Genomic DNA, 15,206 nt, shown 5'->3' with positions numbered 1-15,206 from the left:
TGGTTAACCCAGTTGTTCGGAAGCACGCTTGATGGCGTGGCGGATGCGGACATAGGTGTTGCAGCGGCAAATATTGCCCGACATGGCCGCGTCGATGTCCTGATCGCTCGGCTTGGGATTGCCCTCCAGCAGCGCGGTGGCGGACATGATTTGCCCCGACTGGCAATAACCGCACTGGGGCACCTGCAGTTCGTCCCAGGCCTGCTGCACGGCCCTGGCCACCGGCGACTCGACCCCTTCGATGGTGGTGACCTTCCGGCCAGCGGCCGCCTCTACCGGAAGAGAGCAGGAACGGACCGGCTGGCCGTCCAGGTGCACGGTACAGGCACCGCACTGGGCCATGCCGCAGCCGAACTTGGTACCGGTCATCTGCAGCTGATCACGGATCACCCACAGCAAGGGGGTGCCCGCTATGGCCTCGACCTCATGGTCGGTGCCGTTGACGTTCAAGGTAATGGACATAGTTTCGCTCCCAGTGTCGTTGTCGGTGTTCACCGGTCTCGGCCGGTTGAGGCGTCGCCAGTTTTTAATAGTGCATCAGGTTGGTGGATGTGGTTATCAAGATCATCCGAGTTTCTTGCATAAAACTACAAAGCCGCCACACTGTGTTGCCCTGAACAGGCGAGTTGATGGCATAATTATCCAAAGCAATCATAGACAATCATGAGGAAGCCGGTGCCCTTCAGCTCTGATCTGGCCGCCATTATCGTCCGCCACGCCCTCGCGGAGGGGGCCAATGAAACCGCCGTCGCGGGACTGGTGCTGTATCGAGGTGGTGGCGATATCCCCCGTCAGCCCGTTATCTACAAGCCGTCCATCTGCGTGGTGGCCCAGGGCCGGAAGCGCCTGTTCCTCGGTGAGGAAAGTTACCGTTACGATCCGAACAACTATCTGATCAACTCACTGACCCTGCCCATAGAGGCGGAGGTATCGGGCGGCTCACCGCAACAGCACTATCTGGGTCTGAGCCTGGAGATCGATCCGGAACTGGTCGGCAACCTGATACTGCAAATGGACCAGTATCAGGATCATCGCCACAACGTCGGCACGGAAGACATCATCGCCGCCACTCCCCTGAGCGACCGCCTGCGGCAGGCGTTTGCCAGACTGATCGAATTGGGAGACGCGCCGATGGACAGGGACATCCTCTGCGACAGCATCAAGCGGGAAATCTTCTATGAAGTGCTTAAGGGCCCCCGGGGAGATCTGCTGCGCAACTGTGTCAGGAGCCACCGCGGCGCCAACCGCATCGCTCCCGTGGTGCACTTTATCGAGCAGAATTTTCATCGTCCGCTGGATATCGACGTTATCGCCGATGTGGCCCAGATGAGCACATCTTCCCTGCACGAGCACTTCAAGGCGGTCACCTCACTGGCGCCGATGCAGTTCGTGAAAAACCTGCGGCTGCACCGCGCCCGGGCCCTGCTGCTGAGCGGCGCCAAGGCCAGCGAGGCCTGCTACCAGGTCGGTTACGGCAGCCCTTCCCAGTTCAGCCGTGAATTCAGGCGGCTGTTCGGCCATCCGCCCAAGGAGGTACAGGCGCCGAACAAGTAAATCCCCGCCCATGGCCCGGGGCGGTGTAACCCGACCGGATCCGATCCCTTGCCACCATAGCGCGAAACACGGTTCAGGATCGGCCAGGGTCAGTTCGTTCCACCAGCCGGCTTCCGGTATGTGGTATCGCGGGGCCGGATTCGGCGTTATTCTCGCCGTGGTTGGCCGGGCATCGGGCAAGCACCGTTCCCAAGCGTAAAGCCGTGGTAGCAACGGGAAAAACGGCATCAGGCAAGGAGGGACTGATGGTGAGCAGGAGATGTCGCGGGGTGATGGACTTAAAAGCCCGAGTCACGCTGAAGCAGCTGAGGTTGCCCGTTATGGAATAGATGCGGGTCTGCCACCAGCAGCAAGGTCATGCCGTAAAAGAGACCATGTCAGCTTATGCCGCAAATTATGTCAGTTTATGGTGAAAGCGATAAAAAGAAAGGATTGGAGGTGGCGCCCGCCAGCCACATCCCGGCACTCGAAGATCCCTGCCGTGGCTGCTCCCTTCCGGGCCTGACCAGGTAGACAAGGTTCCGATGCGAGAGGACCAACGGGGCCACCATCGAAGAGCGGCCAGTCTAGCAAAATTCCCCCTGAATGCAACCGACCCGAGTCTGACTGCTGTTTTATTATGCGCTTATCCGCCTCAGAACGGAAACATCACCGGCACCAGGGCGATAACGCCCGCCGAGTAGAGCAGGCTTATCGGCAGCCCCGCCTTGAGGTAGTCCAGCATGCGATAGCGCCCGGGGGAATAGACCATCAGGTGGGTCTGGTAGCCGAAGGGCACCATAAAGCAGGCGCTGGCACCGAAGGCGACCGCCATGATAAAGGGCATGGGATCGGCGCCGAAGGCCTGGGCGGTGGAAAGCCCGATGGGAAAGGCCAGGGCGGCGGCGGCGTTGTTGGTGACGGTTTCGGTCAGCACCAGGGTGATCAGAAAGACTCCGACAAAAGCGCCGTATACTCCGTAACCGTCGAACAAAGAGCGCATGGTGTCGGCCACCAGGGCGGCCCCGCCCGAGCTTTCCAGCCCCTTGGCCACGGTCAGGGCCGAACCGATGATCAGCATCAGTTCGAACGGAAAACGCCGGCGCAACTCGCTCAGGGTGAGGATGCGGGTCAGCAGCAGGGCCGCCAGCAGTACCAGCAGGCCGTTCAGCAACGGCACCAGGCCCAGGGCGGCCAGGGCGATGACGGTACCGAAGCCGCTGAACGCCAGCAGGCTCTGGCGGTTGCTGAGCTTGGGCCTGAGCGGGGTACCGTTCAATATATGGAAGTTACGGTCGATATTGCGGTGCTGGGTAAAGTCCGCCCCCACCGCCAGCAGCAAGCTGTCGCCCACCTTGAGCGGTATCTGGCCCAGTTGCCCGGTCAGCCGACGCTGGCCACGGCGGATACCCACCACACCGGCGTTAAACATGGTGCGAAAATCTACTTCCCGCAGGGTACGCTTGGCCAGTTCCGACTCGTTGGAGATCACCACTTCCACCAGGTTGGAGGCCAGCAGGTCGTCGGCCTGGGCACCGAATACCTGCAGTCCCGGAAAACGCTGCAGCGCCTGTACCTTCTCCACTTCACCGGTGAACACCAGTATGTCCCCTTCCAGCAGGATCTCGTCCGGCGACACCGGGCTTATCAGCCGCTCCTGGCGTACCAGCTCCAGCAGGAAGAGGCCGTCCAGGCTGCGCAACTGGTTGGCTTCGATACTCTGGCCAATTAACGGCGAGCCCTGCATCACCTGGGCTTCGAGAAAGTAGGCCTGGGCCGTTTCCCTGTCCTGCATGCGATGTTTCGGCAGCAGTCGGGCACTGAACAACAGCCCCAGCAGGCACAGCAGCGCCACCGGTACCCCGACCACCGCAAACTGGAACATGCCGAGCGCGGGCAGGCCGGCGTTCACCACGAAGGAATTGACCACCAGGTTGGTGGAGGTGCCGATCAGAGTGGTCACGCCGCCGAAGATGGAGGCATAGGAGAGCGGGATCAGCAGCCGGGAGGCGGGAATATAGCGCTGGCGTGAAATCACCCCGAGCAATGACCCCACCACGGCGGTATTATTGAGGAAGGCGGACAGGGTGGCGGTTACCCCCATCAGCCGCAGGCTGGCCATCGACTCCCTGCCCTTCAGCAGGGCATGGGAAAAGCGATCGAGCAGGGGTGAGCGCTCCAGTGCCAGAGACACCAGCATCAGCACCAGCAGGGTGATCAGCGCCGGGTTGGAAAAGCTGTTCAGCAGCGCCTGCTGCTCCACCACACCGAGCAGGACATAGCCCACCGCCCAGGAGGTAAACAGCACCGCCGGTGAGAAACGTCCTTGTATCAGCAGCGCCAGCAGGGCTCCGATTGATGCTAATACCAAATAGGCTGACATATATAACCACTCGCTCTTTAAGCAGGGCTATCATTGTAATCATATATCAAATAAACTGGACATACTGAATATCTATAACATTTAGTTATTAGCATAATCCATTGTTGAAACAGGATCATTATGAATCTGACGCACCTGCAACGGCTGGAAGCCGAAAGTATTCACATCATGCGGGAAGTGGTGGCCGAGGCCGAAAACCCGGTCATGCTCTACTCCATCGGTAAAGACAGCGCCGTGATGCTGCATCTGGCGATGAAGGCCTTCTACCCTTCCATCCCGCCCTTCCCCCTGCTGCATGTGGACACCCGCTGGAAATTCCGCGAAATGTACAGTTTCCGCGACCAGATGGCCGAGAAGCTGGGCATGGATTTGCTGGTGCACATCAACCCCGAAGCCATCGAGAAGGACATCAACCCCTTCACCCACGGCTCCGCCATTCATACCGACATCACCAAGACCGAGGGCCTCAAGCAGGCGCTCGACAAGTACGGCTTCGACGCCGCCTTCGGCGGAGCCCGCCGCGACGAGGAGAAGTCCCGTGCCAAGGAGCGCATCTTCTCCTTCCGCACCGCCCAGCACCGCTGGGACCCCAAGAGCCAGCGTCCCGAGCTGTGGAAGCTGTACAACGCCCGCAAGCACAAGGGTGAGTCCATCCGCGTCTTCCCCCTGTCCAACTGGACCGAGCTCGACATCTGGCAATACATCCACCTGGAAAACATTCCCATCGTGCCCCTGTACTATGCCGCCGAGCGCCCGGTGGTGGAGCGCGATGGCACCCTGATCATGGTGGACGACGAGCGCATGCCGCTGAAAGAAGGCGAAGTGCCGATGATGAAGAAGGTGCGCTTTCGTACCCTCGGCTGCTATCCGCTTACCGGCGCCGTGGAGTCCGAAGCCGACACCCTGCCCGCCATCATCCAGGAAATGCTGCTCACCAATACTTCCGAGCGCCAGGGCCGGATGATTGACCACGACTCCGCCGCATCCATGGAAAAGAAAAAACAAGAGGGTTACTTCTAATGGCGCACGTATCCGATCTCATTGCCACCGACATCGAGCAATACCTCAAGGCCCACGAGCACAAGAGTCTGCTGCGCTTCATCACCTGCGGCAGCGTGGACGACGGCAAAAGCACCCTGATCGGTCGCCTGTTGTTCGAGTCCAAGATGCTGTTCGAAGATCAACTGGCTGCCATTGAGGCCGACTCCAAGAAGTGGGGCACCCAGGGGGACGACATCGACTTCGCCCTGCTGGTGGACGGCCTGGCCGCCGAACGCGAGCAAGGCATCACCATCGACGTGGCCTATCGCTTCTTCTCCACCGACAAGCGCAAGTTCATCGTGGCCGATACCCCCGGACACGAACAGTACACCCGCAATATGGTGACCGGGGCGTCCACCGCCGATGCGGCCATCCTGATGGTGGACGCGCGCAAGGGCATCCTCACCCAGACCCGCCGCCACAGCTACCTGATGTCGCTGCTCGGCATCCGCCATATCGTGGTGGCCATCAACAAGATGGACCTGGTGGGCTATTCCGAGAAGACCTTCCGCACCATAGTGGAAGAGTACAGCCAGTTCGCCGAGCAACTGGGGCTCAAACACATCACCTATATCCCCATGTCGGCGTTCAAGGGTGACAACATCATCACCCACAGCGACAACATGCCCTGGTACCACGGCACTACCCTGATGGGCTACCTGGAAACCGTGGAAGTGGACGACACCCGCATGCAGCGGGCTCCCTTCCGCCTGCCGGTGCAGTGGGTCAACCGCCCCAACCTGGACTTCCGCGGCTTCGCCGGCACCGTGGCCAGCGGCATCATCAAGCCCGGCGACCGCATCCGGGTGCAGCCTTCCGGCAAAGAGAGCCATGTGGCCCGCATCGTGGTGCACGGCGGCGACCTGCCCCAGGCGGTGGCCGGCCAGTCGGTGACCCTGACCCTGACCGACGAGATCGACATCTCCCGCGGCGACGTCATCTCCACCGCCGAGGAGCCGGCGCAAACCGCCGACCAGTTCGAAACCACCCTGGTGTGGATGCACGAAGACGCCATGCTGCCGGGCCGGCCCTACCTGCTGAAGATCGGCACCAAGACGGTCACCGCCACCATCACCGACATCAAGTACCAGGTGAACGTCAACACTCTGGAGCACACCGCCGCCAAGAAACTGGAACTCAACGCCATCGGCATCTGCAATATCAGCCTGGACCGGGCCATCGCCTTCGACGACTACCAGAGCAACAAAGATACCGGCGGCTTTATCCTGACCGACCGGCTGACCAACAACACGGTCGCCGCCGGCATGCTGCACTTCTCCCTGCGCCGCAGCCAGAACATCCATATCCAGCACGTGGACGTGGACAAGGAAGCCCGAGCCCTCACCAAGGGCCAGAAGCCGGCGGTGCTGTGGTTTACCGGCCTGTCCGGCGCCGGCAAGTCGACCATCGCCAACCTGGTGGAGAAGAAGCTGCACGCCCAGGGCCGCCACACCTACCTGCTGGACGGCGATAACGTGCGCCACGGCCTGAACAAGGACTTGGGCTTTACCGACGCCGACCGGGTGGAGAACATCCGCCGGGTGGCGGAAGTGTCCAGGCTGATGGTGGATGCCGGCCTTATCGTGCTCACCGCCTTTATCTCGCCGTTCCGCTCCGAGCGCCGGATGGCACGCGAGCTGCTGGCCGAGGGCGAGTTCATCGAGGTGCATGTGGACACCCCGCTGGCGGTGGCGGAGGAGCGCGACGTGAAGGGACTGTACAAAAAGGCCCGCCGCGGCGAGCTGAAGAACTTCACCGGTATCGACTCCGCCTACGAGCAGCCGGAGAACCCGGAAATCCGCCTGGATACCACCACCCTCAGCGCCGAAGCCGCCGCCGATGAAATCATCGAGGCCCTCAAGCGCCGGGGCATTATCCTGGATTAAAGGGGAAGACCGCCCGCTGAGTGACGGTCCTCGGCCAAGGCTGCGGCTGTAGGCGGACCACCTCAGGTCACGTCGCTGTATCTGCAAAAAGGGCCGGTGCCAACATGGCACCGGCCCTTTCTTTTTATCCCTTTGCCCCGCCTTATTCGGCGGATGCCGCCTGCCGCTCCACCTTGTCAACCAGTTTGAGCCAAAAGCCCAGCACCAGTTTCTGGTCGTCGTCGTTCAGCTCGCCACTCAGAATGGCCTGGTTGAGGCTGGTTTTGACCCGGGCTTTCACATCCCGGATATGGTTGCGGCCAGACAACTCGCTCTGGGCCACCGCCAGGGTGATGTGCCCGCGCAGGTAGCCGCCGGCAAACAGCTGATCGTCGCTGGCCTCGGCCACCTGAGCATCGATTTCTGCCAGCAGCAGCCGTTCAAATTCAAAAATATTCATTCATTGAGCCTCGTATTCCGGGTTTGCCACCCGAACCAGAACTTCATCATGATAGCCAGTGATCACCCGGATCAGACCGCCCAATTCACGGTCAAGCATGGGATCATTGGTGTCCACTCGCAACGGGCGCCCATGAAGCGAGTTAAGCTTTGATTTGGTCGCCAGTAGCCAGATATTGTCGCGCCCCACGGCTCTGATCACCTGGGGACTGAGCTGCTGATTACCACGGCCGAAAATATGGCCCTGGCCCCCGATCAGGGTGATCACCAGCTTGCACTTCTTATCCTTGATCCGTTCATACAGGCCTCTGGCGTCCAGATCCGAGGCAATCAGGCGCTTCCGGTACACCAGATCCACGCCCAACAGGGTATTCTCCAGGCCGAGCCGCTCCATCACCGCCGCCACGGTGGTGCCCGATCCCATGAGGTAATAAGTGTCGTCCTCCATCCGCTCGATGATGTCGTCGGCAATATCGGTCAACACCAGCTCGGCGGACTCCTTGCCGGCGACTTTCACCGCCTGCACATAGTTGAGCTCGCCGGGAATCAGCATTTCGCCATAACGGCGAGCCCGTACCCGCCCCTCGCGGAAGGCGGCCTCGTCGATATCCATCACGTCCGCTTCCACCAGGCTCACCGGCTCGCCGCGCACCAGCCTGGCCAGCAGCCGACCGGTGCCGGCCGGCGTCACCCCGTACACGCCGGAGTGGATTTTCACCCCGGCGGGAATGCCGAGTACGCAGAGCCGCTCCGGCACCTCGGCGCAGATGTCCCGGGCGGTGCCGTCGCCACCGGCGAACAGCAGCAGATCGATACCTTGCTCCAGCAACAGCGGCACCGCCCGGTGGGTATCCTCGGCGGTGCTGGGGCTGGCGGCCTGGTAGCAGACCTCGAACGGCAGCTCCAGGGCACGGCACACCGTTTCGCCCATTTCGCCGGCCACGGTATAAATCATGAAGTGCTCTTTCAGTTCCGCCAGCTCCGCCAGGGCCAAGGTGCTTCGCTGCAGGGCGCGGGGCTCGGCACCCAGGGCCCGGGCCTGTTCGGCCAGGCCGTCGCTGCCCTTCAGTGCCACGCTGCCGCCCAGGCCTGCCAACGGATTGATAATCAAGCCAATCTTAAACATCTCTGCCCTCTGCTCTCAGCCAAAATCCGCCGCCTTCAGCACGGGTTGCCGGTAGTGGCGCTGCAATGCCGCCATAAAGGCCCGCGCCCGGGGGGGAAACCCCTCATCCAGATAGCACAAGGCCTGCTGCCGCACCCGGGCCTTGAAGGCGTGGCGATCCGGCTCCACGTTGCCGTTGAGGTTGTCGCAACTGACGTTAAAGGGAAAGCCGCAACTGAGCGACAACGCCCATTCGATGGCCTGGGGTTTGACTTCCACCGCCTCGAACTGCTGCTGGGCCAGCGCGTCACGGCCATCGGGATGGTACCAATAGCCGTAGTCCACCTGGGTACGTCTGGCCTCCCCCGCCAACAACCAATGAGCTACTTCATGCAGGGCGCTGGCGAAGAAACCATGAGCAAAAATAATGCGATGATGACTCACTTCGGCGTCTGCCGGCAGGTAAATGGGCTCGTCATTCCCCAGCTCGAGGCAGGTATTGTACGTGTCGGCGAAGCATTGGTTAAACAGGAAAATCAGATCCCGGTAACAAAATGACATAATAAAAACGGCCCTCTGTTAAGGGCCGCTATTTTACTCGCTCGCGAGGGGTACACAAGAGCTGCGACACCGGGGACCGCCGCCGGCTCGACTGGATTCCCGCCTTCGCGGAGATAACGGGCCCCAGGGCCCATAGCCATGGGCCATTGCGCCGCCGGCACCACGGCATGGTCGGATAAATTCGACCCTACAGCTTGGGTGTGCTGGTCTCGACCCCGGCGTTCTGTGCCCGGTTCAGCAGCAGGTGGTCGAGCAGCACTATGGCCAGCATCGCCTCGGCGATGGGCACGGCGCGAATGCCGACACAAGGGTCGTGGCGGCCGCGGGTCACCATCTCGGTGGGGTTGCCTTCAACGTCGATGGTCTTGCCCGGAACCATGATGCTGGACGTCGGCTTAAGTGCAATGCTGGCGACGATATCCTGGCCACTGGAAATGCCCCCCAATACCCCACCCGCATGGTTGCTGGTAAAGCCTTCGGGAGTCATCTCGTCCCGGTGCTCGGAGCCCTTCTGCTCGACCACCGCAAAGCCGTCGCCGATCTCCACCCCCTTGACCGCATTGATACTCATCAAGGCATGGGCGATGTCCGCGTCCAGGCGGTCGAACACCGGCTCGCCCAGGCCCACGGGCACGCCCTTGGCCACCACCTGGATCTTGGCGCCGATGGAGTTGCCCTCTTTTTTCAGCTCGCGCATGTATTCATCGAGTTGCTCCAGCTTGCCCGCATCGGCAAAGAAGAAGGGGTTGCTCTCGATGATGCTCTGATCGAAGGCTTCCGCCTTAATCGGGCCAAGCTGGGTCAGGTGGGCATAGATGGACACACCGAACTGGGCCAGCACCTTCTTGGCGATGGCGCCGGCCGCCACACGCATGGCGGTTTCCCGCGCCGAGGAGCGGCCGCCGCCGCGATAGTCACGGAAACCGTATTTCTGATGGTAGGTATAATCCGCATGACCCGGGCGAAACAGATCCTTGATGGCGGAATAATCCTGGGAGCGCTGATCGGTATTCTCGATCAACAGGCCGATGGAGGTGCCGGTGGTCTTGCCTTCGAACACGCCGCTCAGGATCTTGACCTGGTCCGCCTCCCGTCGCTGGGTGGTAAAGCGGGAAGTGCCGGGCTTGCGCCTGTCCAGATCCTGCTGCAAATCCGCTTCACAAAGCGCCACGCCCGGCGGCACGCCGTCCACCACGGCGCCCAGGGCCAGGCCGTGACTCTCGCCAAAGGTGGAGACACGAAAGAGGGTTCCGATACTGTTCCCTGCCATTGATTGATTTCCTTTATTGAAATTAAAACTGTTCCCGAAAGGGCAAAAGATCACGCCGGCTGATCACGAAAACACCGTGGCCACCCTTTTCAAACTCGACCCAGGACAGGGGCAGTTCGGGGTAGGCGTCTTCCAGGTGGATCTGGCTGTTGCCCACTTCCACCACCAGCACGCCGTCGTCGGTAAGAAAATCGCAGGCCTGGGCCAGCAGGCGGCGGGTGAAGTCCAGGCCGTCGCTGCCGGACGCCAGTGCCAATTCGGGCTCATGGCGGAACTCCTCAGGCAGGTCGCTCATGTCCTCGTCGTCCACGTAGGGTGGATTGGCCACAATCAGGTCATACTTGTCGCCTGCCGGCAGGGCCGCAAACAGGTCGGACTCGATGGGGATCACCTGCTGTTCGAGGCCATGATTCTGGATATTGATCTCCGCCACGTCCAGCGCTTCCCGGGAAATATCCAGGGCGTCCACCTCGGCGTCGGGGAAGGCATGAGCCAGGGCGATGGCAATGCAGCCGGAGCCGGTGCACAAGTCCATGATGCGCAGGGGGTCGTGGGCCAGCCAGGGCGCGAAACGGGTGTCGATCAGTTCGGCGATGGGCGAGCGCGGGATCAAGACCCGCTCGTCCACGTAAAACTCGTAACCGGCAAACCAGGCGGTGTGGGTGAGATAGGGGGTGGGAATACGCTGCTCCACCCGCCGTTGCAAGGCATCCAGCAGTTGCTTGCGTTCGCTCGGCAGCAAGCGGGCATCGCGCACCTGGGGCGGGCAGTCCTGCGGCAGGTGCAGCAATGGCAGCACCAGTTGTACCGCTTCATCCCAGGCGTTGTCGGTACCATGGCCGTAAAACAGGCCTGCCTGCTGAAAACGGCTGACGGCAAAGCGCAACCAGTCGCCGATGGTGTGCAACTCGGTGAGCGCCTCATCATTAAAAAGCGTGTCCAAAACCCCTCCGCCTCGATAAAATGGCTGTTTTTGAATAATCGGACGCAGACATGACCACCACCACCCCCAAAGACGACGAAAAAGCGCTCTTTAAGGAGGCGGTGCAGGGTGTCCGCAAATTGAAGCAGGATACCATAAGTCCGCACCGGGCGCCGGTCAAGGTGAAAGCGCAGCGGCAAATTGTGCGTAAAGACAGTGCCGAAGCCCATCCGTTTTCCGATATCTACGAGCCTTATCTGGATCAGGACGGCCCCACCCGTTTCCGGCAGCCGGACACCTCCGCCTATGAGCTGAAAAAACTGCGGCGAGGCGACTATGTACCGGATTTGTTTCTGGATTTGCACGGCCTGACCCAGGATCAGGCCAAGGAAGAGTTATCGGCCCTGCTGTTGGCTGCCCGCCGCCAGCACACCAGGTGCGTGTCAATCATGCACGGTCACGGCAAACATATCCTGAAGCAACGGCTGCCGATGTGGCTGGCCCAGCATCCTCAAGTGCTGGCCTTTCATCAGGCCACCCGGGAATGGGGCGGTGACGCCGCCCTACTGGTACTGCTCAAGACCGACATTTGAATTCGACCAATACCCCTGCCATAAAGGCGCCCCCAGGCTCGACCAAACCGGGCACCGGGGTTGGATAGTCAGGCCCTGCAGGGCCCTACTCAGATCCTGTGGCAGAGCATCAGAAATGACAAAGGCCGAAACATATCCAGCCTTTGAACAGGGTTGGGCGGCCCGCGGCCATCAGGCGGTTTGCGGTTCCTGCAGACGACCAATCAGACTATTGATTTCCTGTACCGTTACCCGGTGGCGCTCATCGGCATGAGCCGGCATCACCAGCACTCCCTTGGCATACAGGAAAGCACCTCTGCCACGAATGTATAAACGTCCACTGAAAAAAGTTTTTACATACTTGGCAATCAACAAAGGCTGATACTTATTAAAAATACGCATGATTCACCTCTGCTTATTTTCCTTATTATCACTTACCCTAAAGACCCGAGAAGGTGACAAGGCTGTTCATAGTGGGGACGGACGTTGTGCGGTCCTTCCAGCCAGTTGAACACGGGAGTCTGACCTTGCTCGAGGATTATTTTGGCAATACCCGAGGTCACGAAAATCGGTGCCATTGTTGCCGGGCACAGACTCTCGACCAGAAAACCAACCAGCGGCATGTGACTGACCACCAGCAGATTATCCTGCCGGTGCAGGTCGCCATAGGCCAGCAGCAGGCTGGCGGCGATGTCCGCGTCGGCATTGGGAGTGAGCTCTTCGCAACACTCCACCTGGGTTCCGGTTATATGCTTGGATACCTGCTGCCAGGTTTGCCTGGCTCGCAGATAAGGACTGACCAGCACACGATCAAATACCGGCACTTGCCGTGCCAGCCATTGCGCCATCAAACAGGTCTCATCCCTTCCCTGTCCGGTCAAAGGCCGTAAAGCATCACTGGATGCTTCCGGTGCCGCCTGGCCGTGGCGCATGATAAAGATATTCATCTCCACCTCACTTTCAGGCGAACCCCGCCTTTATAAACGGCGGGCATCATACCCCTGCGTCTCGTTGTGCTCAAGGATCCAGCTCACCATTTAACCAAGTGGCAGGAACTCTTTTTTCGTTCTTATCTTAGCTATAACATAAAGAACACAACTCTACCGAAAATCATTCGCTTTTTCGGACGAGAGCACAGTCAGGCAGGTCGGCCAAGCTCCGGCGGTATCAGAGTGTGCCCAGTGTTGATGACATTTTGGTGAAAAACGAGCAAAAAAAACTGGCCGGAAGGCCAGTCGAAAAGATTACATACTAACGAGTGAACAGAAACCAGAACCTGAGATCACCCAGGTGATCATCAGCTTGTTGACGTGGCGCCAACGGGTGTGAGCATAAGCGCTCTGCCTGTTCACCGGTTTGATCTTAATCAACTAAAGGCACACTCAGTCTTTGCGCTTATCCATCCACATCAGGATAAGGCAGGTCACTACCGATACGCCGATAAAACCGGTCAAGAAAATCAGTGGCATAGCGGTATAACCCAAGACATTCCAGATTAATTTTTCCAGTGCACTCATAACATGCTCCAAGCAGATCCCGATGGGGGCAGTCTAGCAGAAGAGACCGATCAGGCCTTGCGCAAGATCAAATCAGGCCCGAAGCAGGGCATACCCCATGCCACGGGCGCACACCAGCGACCAACGCCGCTTGGCCATGAACAGGGGAAATGCTGCCGGACCGAACAGGCAACCGAGCAGGGCCCAACGCCGCGGCGGTAAGGCACATTGCAGTGCAGCGATGTAAAACAGCCCCCCAAACAGGGGTGCCATCAAGCTAAGAATAAGGATCATGTACAGCCCTCCCAATGGCGCAAGATTAGCACAACCCGATTCACCTTGTCATTCAGTGTACAAAACACATTAAAGATGTACACAAAACAAACATCAATTAAATTGATAAATACACTAAAAAACTTCAATTTTTATTAATTAAATCATCCTCCTACACTGGCCCCCATTAGTTAAGAAAGGAGGAGCCGTCATGCTTATCGTTATCCGGGGGGTAGGCCTCGCCGCACTGTTGGCGGCGGTCAGCATGGTGCTGACCCAACCATTCGACACCGCCATCAGCCCCTTGATTCTCGCCATCCTGATTGGCCTGGTCTTGGGAAATACCTTGCCGAACCTGGCCCGGCAAGGGTGGCAACCCGGCCTGGAGTTCTGCAAGAAAAGGCTGCTGCGCATCGGGGTTGCCTTTTACGGCATCAACATCACCCTGCAGCAAATGGCCGAGGTCGGCACCGGCGCCCTGGTGGTCGATGCGGTGATGCTGCTGTCCACCCTGGCTCTGGCCTACTGGCTGGGCCGGCGCTGGCTGGGCCTGGATGCTACTACCAGCCTGCTGGTGGGCTCGGGATCGGCCATCTGCGGCGCCGCCGCCATCCTCGCCACCGAGCCGGTGATCCGCGCCAAACCCCAGCAAACCACGGTTGCCGTGGGCACTGTAGTCCTGTTCGGTACCCTGGCCATGTTTGTCTATCCCATGCTATATCCCTGGCTTGGGCTTTCCCCCCAGGCCATGGGCATCTATACCGGCGCTACCGTACATGAAGTAGCGCAAGTGGTTGCCGCCGGCACCGCCATGGGCGATGATGTGGCGCAAACGGCGGTGATCACCAAGCTGACCCGGGTGATGATGCTGGCCCCCTTGCTACTGGTGCTCGGCAGTTGGCTCTGTCGTCAAAGCGGCACCCAGGTGGTACGCGCTCCCCTCCCCTGGTTTGCCTTCGGTTTTATCGCCGTGGTGGTATGCAATTCTCTGCTGAGCCTGCCGCCGATCTGGGTTACCGCCATCAAGCATCTTGATACCTGGGCCCTGACCATGGCGATGGCGGCGTTGGGACTGGGAACCCAACTCGGCGGGCTCAGGTCGGTAGGCTGGAAGCCGCTGGCGCTGGCCGCCATCCTGTTCTTGCATTTAGTGGTCAACGGGCTGATAGTGACCCATATGGCGACATCCTGGCTGTAGTCACCGGCGAGCACAGCGCCGCCGGTCCAAAGGAGGCGGAGATGCCCTATCGTAATATTCTGGTGGCCCTGGAGCTGAACCACAGGGAAAAACCCTTGCTGAAGCGGGCGGTGGAACTGGCGGAGTGCTATCAGGCCGGGCTACACATCGTCCATGTGGAGCCGGACGTAAGCGGCATCTACGTGGGCAGCCTGAACATGGATCTGCGCCAGCTCAAGATGAAACTGCGGCTGGAAAGCGGTCATGTGATCATGCAGATGCTCAAGGACGCTCAGCATCAGGTGGCCAGTCTCTCTCTGCCGAGCGGCGATGTCCGCCAGGCGGTGCGCCTGGCGGTGAAGGAAAAAAACGCCGACCTGCTGATCTGCGGCCACCAGCTCGAGCATCATTTCCTCGGCCATCTTTTCTCCCACACCGTGGGTTTTCTCGATATCAGCAACTGCGACCTGCTGGTGGTCAAGTTGTCTGACAAGGGTGAGGACTAGCCGCCCGGTCGGGTATTCCCTTCCTTGGATCTCAGGCGGAAGA

General features: G+C 59.9%; 17 protein-coding genes and 1 other RNA gene. 6 read left to right on the top strand and 12 right to left on the bottom strand.

Annotated elements, in window-relative coordinates; translation table 11 throughout:
- Positions 1-3 precede the first annotated feature (3 nt).
- Positions 4-462 carry a (2Fe-2S)-binding protein gene (locus tag ACEVBK_RS08510; RefSeq protein WP_375058169.1) on the bottom strand — a complete coding sequence of 153 codons (459 nt, stop codon included), beginning with the start codon at positions 460-462 and terminating at the stop codon, positions 4-6.
- A 213-nt stretch (positions 463-675) separates the two neighbouring features.
- Here ACEVBK_RS08510 and ACEVBK_RS08505 point away from each other — a divergent pair, with 213 nt between their 5' ends.
- Positions 676-1,554, top strand: a complete 879-nt coding sequence (locus tag ACEVBK_RS08505; protein WP_375058168.1) for an AraC family transcriptional regulator N-terminal domain-containing protein — start codon at positions 676-678, stop codon at positions 1,552-1,554.
- Between the two features lie 443 nt (positions 1,555-1,997).
- On the opposite strand, the gene ffs is transcribed toward ACEVBK_RS08505, so the two are convergent.
- Together ffs and ACEVBK_RS08495 are read right to left on the bottom strand one after the other, a co-directional pair.
- Positions 1,998-2,095, bottom strand: an RNA gene (ffs, locus tag ACEVBK_RS08500) — signal recognition particle sRNA small type.
- Between the two features lie 93 nt (positions 2,096-2,188).
- Positions 2,189-3,916 (bottom strand): SLC13 family permease, encoded by a 1,728-nt coding sequence (locus ACEVBK_RS08495; RefSeq protein ID WP_375058167.1) that lies wholly within the window; start codon positions 3,914-3,916, stop codon positions 2,189-2,191.
- Between the two features lie 114 nt (positions 3,917-4,030).
- Here ACEVBK_RS08495 and cysD point away from each other — a divergent pair, with 114 nt between their 5' ends.
- Both cysD and cysN read left to right on the top strand, forming a co-directional pair.
- Entirely contained in the window at positions 4,031-4,936 is a 906-nt protein-coding gene (cysD, locus tag ACEVBK_RS08490) for a sulfate adenylyltransferase subunit CysD (protein ID WP_375058532.1), read from the top strand.
- Complete coding sequence (cysN, locus tag ACEVBK_RS08485) at positions 4,936-6,843, top strand: sulfate adenylyltransferase subunit CysN (RefSeq protein WP_375058166.1); 1,908 nt, start codon at positions 4,936-4,938, stop codon at positions 6,841-6,843. The genes cysD and cysN overlap by 1 nt, the downstream gene beginning before the upstream one ends.
- A gap of 142 nt (positions 6,844-6,985) precedes the next feature.
- Here the strand turns inward: cysN and ACEVBK_RS08480 are convergent, their stop codons facing one another.
- The 5 genes from ACEVBK_RS08480 to prmB form a co-directional block, all read right to left on the bottom strand.
- Positions 6,986-7,282 (bottom strand): YfcL family protein, encoded by a 297-nt coding sequence (locus ACEVBK_RS08480; RefSeq protein WP_202084615.1) that lies wholly within the window; start codon positions 7,280-7,282, stop codon positions 6,986-6,988.
- Entirely contained in the window at positions 7,283-8,407 is a 1,125-nt protein-coding gene (locus ACEVBK_RS08475; protein ID WP_375058165.1) for an ATP-NAD kinase family protein, read from the bottom strand.
- A 15-nt stretch (positions 8,408-8,422) separates the two neighbouring features.
- Positions 8,423-8,947: an elongation factor P hydroxylase gene (locus ACEVBK_RS08470; RefSeq protein ID WP_375058164.1), complete on the bottom strand. Its 525-nt coding sequence runs from the start codon at positions 8,945-8,947 to the stop codon at positions 8,423-8,425.
- A gap of 187 nt (positions 8,948-9,134) precedes the next feature.
- Complete coding sequence (gene aroC, locus ACEVBK_RS08465; RefSeq protein WP_375058163.1) at positions 9,135-10,217, bottom strand: chorismate synthase; 1,083 nt, start codon at positions 10,215-10,217, stop codon at positions 9,135-9,137.
- 22 nt (positions 10,218-10,239) lie between these two features.
- Entirely contained in the window at positions 10,240-11,160 is a 921-nt protein-coding gene (prmB, locus tag ACEVBK_RS08460; RefSeq protein ID WP_375058162.1) for a 50S ribosomal protein L3 N(5)-glutamine methyltransferase, read from the bottom strand.
- A 50-nt stretch (positions 11,161-11,210) separates the two neighbouring features.
- Here prmB and smrB point away from each other — a divergent pair, with 50 nt between their 5' ends.
- Entirely contained in the window at positions 11,211-11,732 is a 522-nt protein-coding gene (gene smrB, locus ACEVBK_RS08455) for an endonuclease SmrB (protein ID WP_375058161.1), read from the top strand.
- A 171-nt stretch (positions 11,733-11,903) separates the two neighbouring features.
- Here smrB and ACEVBK_RS08450 read toward each other — a convergent pair whose 3' ends face one another.
- The 4 genes from ACEVBK_RS08450 to ACEVBK_RS08435 all read right to left on the bottom strand — a co-directional run bounded on the left by ACEVBK_RS08450 (position 11,904) and on the right by ACEVBK_RS08435 (position 13,501).
- A complete protein-coding gene (locus tag ACEVBK_RS08450; protein WP_375058160.1) occupies positions 11,904-12,113 on the bottom strand; it encodes a DUF1107 domain-containing protein in 210 nt (69 codons plus the stop codon).
- 32 nt (positions 12,114-12,145) lie between these two features.
- Positions 12,146-12,658, bottom strand: a complete 513-nt coding sequence (gene sixA / locus ACEVBK_RS08445) for a phosphohistidine phosphatase SixA (protein WP_375058159.1) — start codon at positions 12,656-12,658, stop codon at positions 12,146-12,148.
- A gap of 435 nt (positions 12,659-13,093) precedes the next feature.
- On the bottom strand, positions 13,094-13,228 hold the full coding sequence (locus ACEVBK_RS08440; RefSeq protein WP_375058158.1) for a TIGR02808 family protein: 135 nt from the start codon (positions 13,226-13,228) through the stop codon (positions 13,094-13,096).
- 72 nt (positions 13,229-13,300) lie between these two features.
- A complete protein-coding gene (locus ACEVBK_RS08435; RefSeq protein WP_375058157.1) occupies positions 13,301-13,501 on the bottom strand; it encodes a hypothetical protein in 201 nt (66 codons plus the stop codon).
- Positions 13,502-13,691: 190 nt separating this feature from the next.
- Between ACEVBK_RS08435 and ACEVBK_RS08430 the strand changes: the two genes are divergently transcribed.
- Together ACEVBK_RS08430 and ACEVBK_RS08425 are read left to right on the top strand one after the other, a co-directional pair.
- Complete coding sequence (locus ACEVBK_RS08430; protein ID WP_375058156.1) at positions 13,692-14,678, top strand: YeiH family protein; 987 nt, start codon at positions 13,692-13,694, stop codon at positions 14,676-14,678.
- Positions 14,679-14,719: 41 nt separating this feature from the next.
- Positions 14,720-15,163 carry a universal stress protein gene (locus ACEVBK_RS08425; RefSeq protein ID WP_375058155.1) on the top strand — a complete coding sequence of 148 codons (444 nt, stop codon included), beginning with the start codon at positions 14,720-14,722 and terminating at the stop codon, positions 15,161-15,163.
- The last annotated feature ends 43 nt before the right edge of the window (positions 15,164-15,206 follow it).

The sequence above is a fragment of the Zobellella sp. DQSA1 genome, assembly GCF_041950555.1.
Classification (GTDB): domain Bacteria; phylum Pseudomonadota; class Gammaproteobacteria; order Enterobacterales; family Aeromonadaceae; genus Oceanimonas.
This window is presented reverse-complemented; position numbering and strand designations above follow the sequence as displayed.

Coding starts and splice junctions, on each gene's coding strand:
- aroC (WP_375058163.1), bottom strand. CDS start 10,217: ATGGCAGGGAACAGTATCGGAACCCTCTTTCGTGTCTCCACCTTTGGC.
- sixA (WP_375058159.1), bottom strand. CDS start 12,658: ATGAATATCTTTATCATGCGCCACGGCCAGGCGGCACCGGAAGCATCC.
- ACEVBK_RS08450 (WP_375058160.1), bottom strand. CDS start 12,113: ATGCGTATTTTTAATAAGTATCAGCCTTTGTTGATTGCCAAGTATGTA.
- ACEVBK_RS08435 (WP_375058157.1), bottom strand. CDS start 13,501: ATGATCCTTATTCTTAGCTTGATGGCACCCCTGTTTGGGGGGCTGTTT.
- smrB (WP_375058161.1), top strand. CDS start 11,211: ATGACCACCACCACCCCCAAAGACGACGAAAAAGCGCTCTTTAAGGAG.
- ACEVBK_RS08480 (WP_202084615.1), bottom strand. CDS start 7,282: ATGAATATTTTTGAATTTGAACGGCTGCTGCTGGCAGAAATCGATGCT.
- ACEVBK_RS08495 (WP_375058167.1), bottom strand. CDS start 3,916: ATGTCAGCCTATTTGGTATTAGCATCAATCGGAGCCCTGCTGGCGCTG.
- ACEVBK_RS08430 (WP_375058156.1), top strand. CDS start 13,692: ATGCTTATCGTTATCCGGGGGGTAGGCCTCGCCGCACTGTTGGCGGCG.
- ACEVBK_RS08510 (WP_375058169.1), bottom strand. CDS start 462: ATGTCCATTACCTTGAACGTCAACGGCACCGACCATGAGGTCGAGGCC.
- ACEVBK_RS08425 (WP_375058155.1), top strand. CDS start 14,720: ATGCCCTATCGTAATATTCTGGTGGCCCTGGAGCTGAACCACAGGGAA.
- ACEVBK_RS08470 (WP_375058164.1), bottom strand. CDS start 8,947: ATGTCATTTTGTTACCGGGATCTGATTTTCCTGTTTAACCAATGCTTC.
- cysN (WP_375058166.1), top strand. CDS start 4,936: ATGGCGCACGTATCCGATCTCATTGCCACCGACATCGAGCAATACCTC.
- ACEVBK_RS08475 (WP_375058165.1), bottom strand. CDS start 8,407: ATGTTTAAGATTGGCTTGATTATCAATCCGTTGGCAGGCCTGGGCGGC.
- ACEVBK_RS08440 (WP_375058158.1), bottom strand. CDS start 13,228: ATGAGTGCACTGGAAAAATTAATCTGGAATGTCTTGGGTTATACCGCT.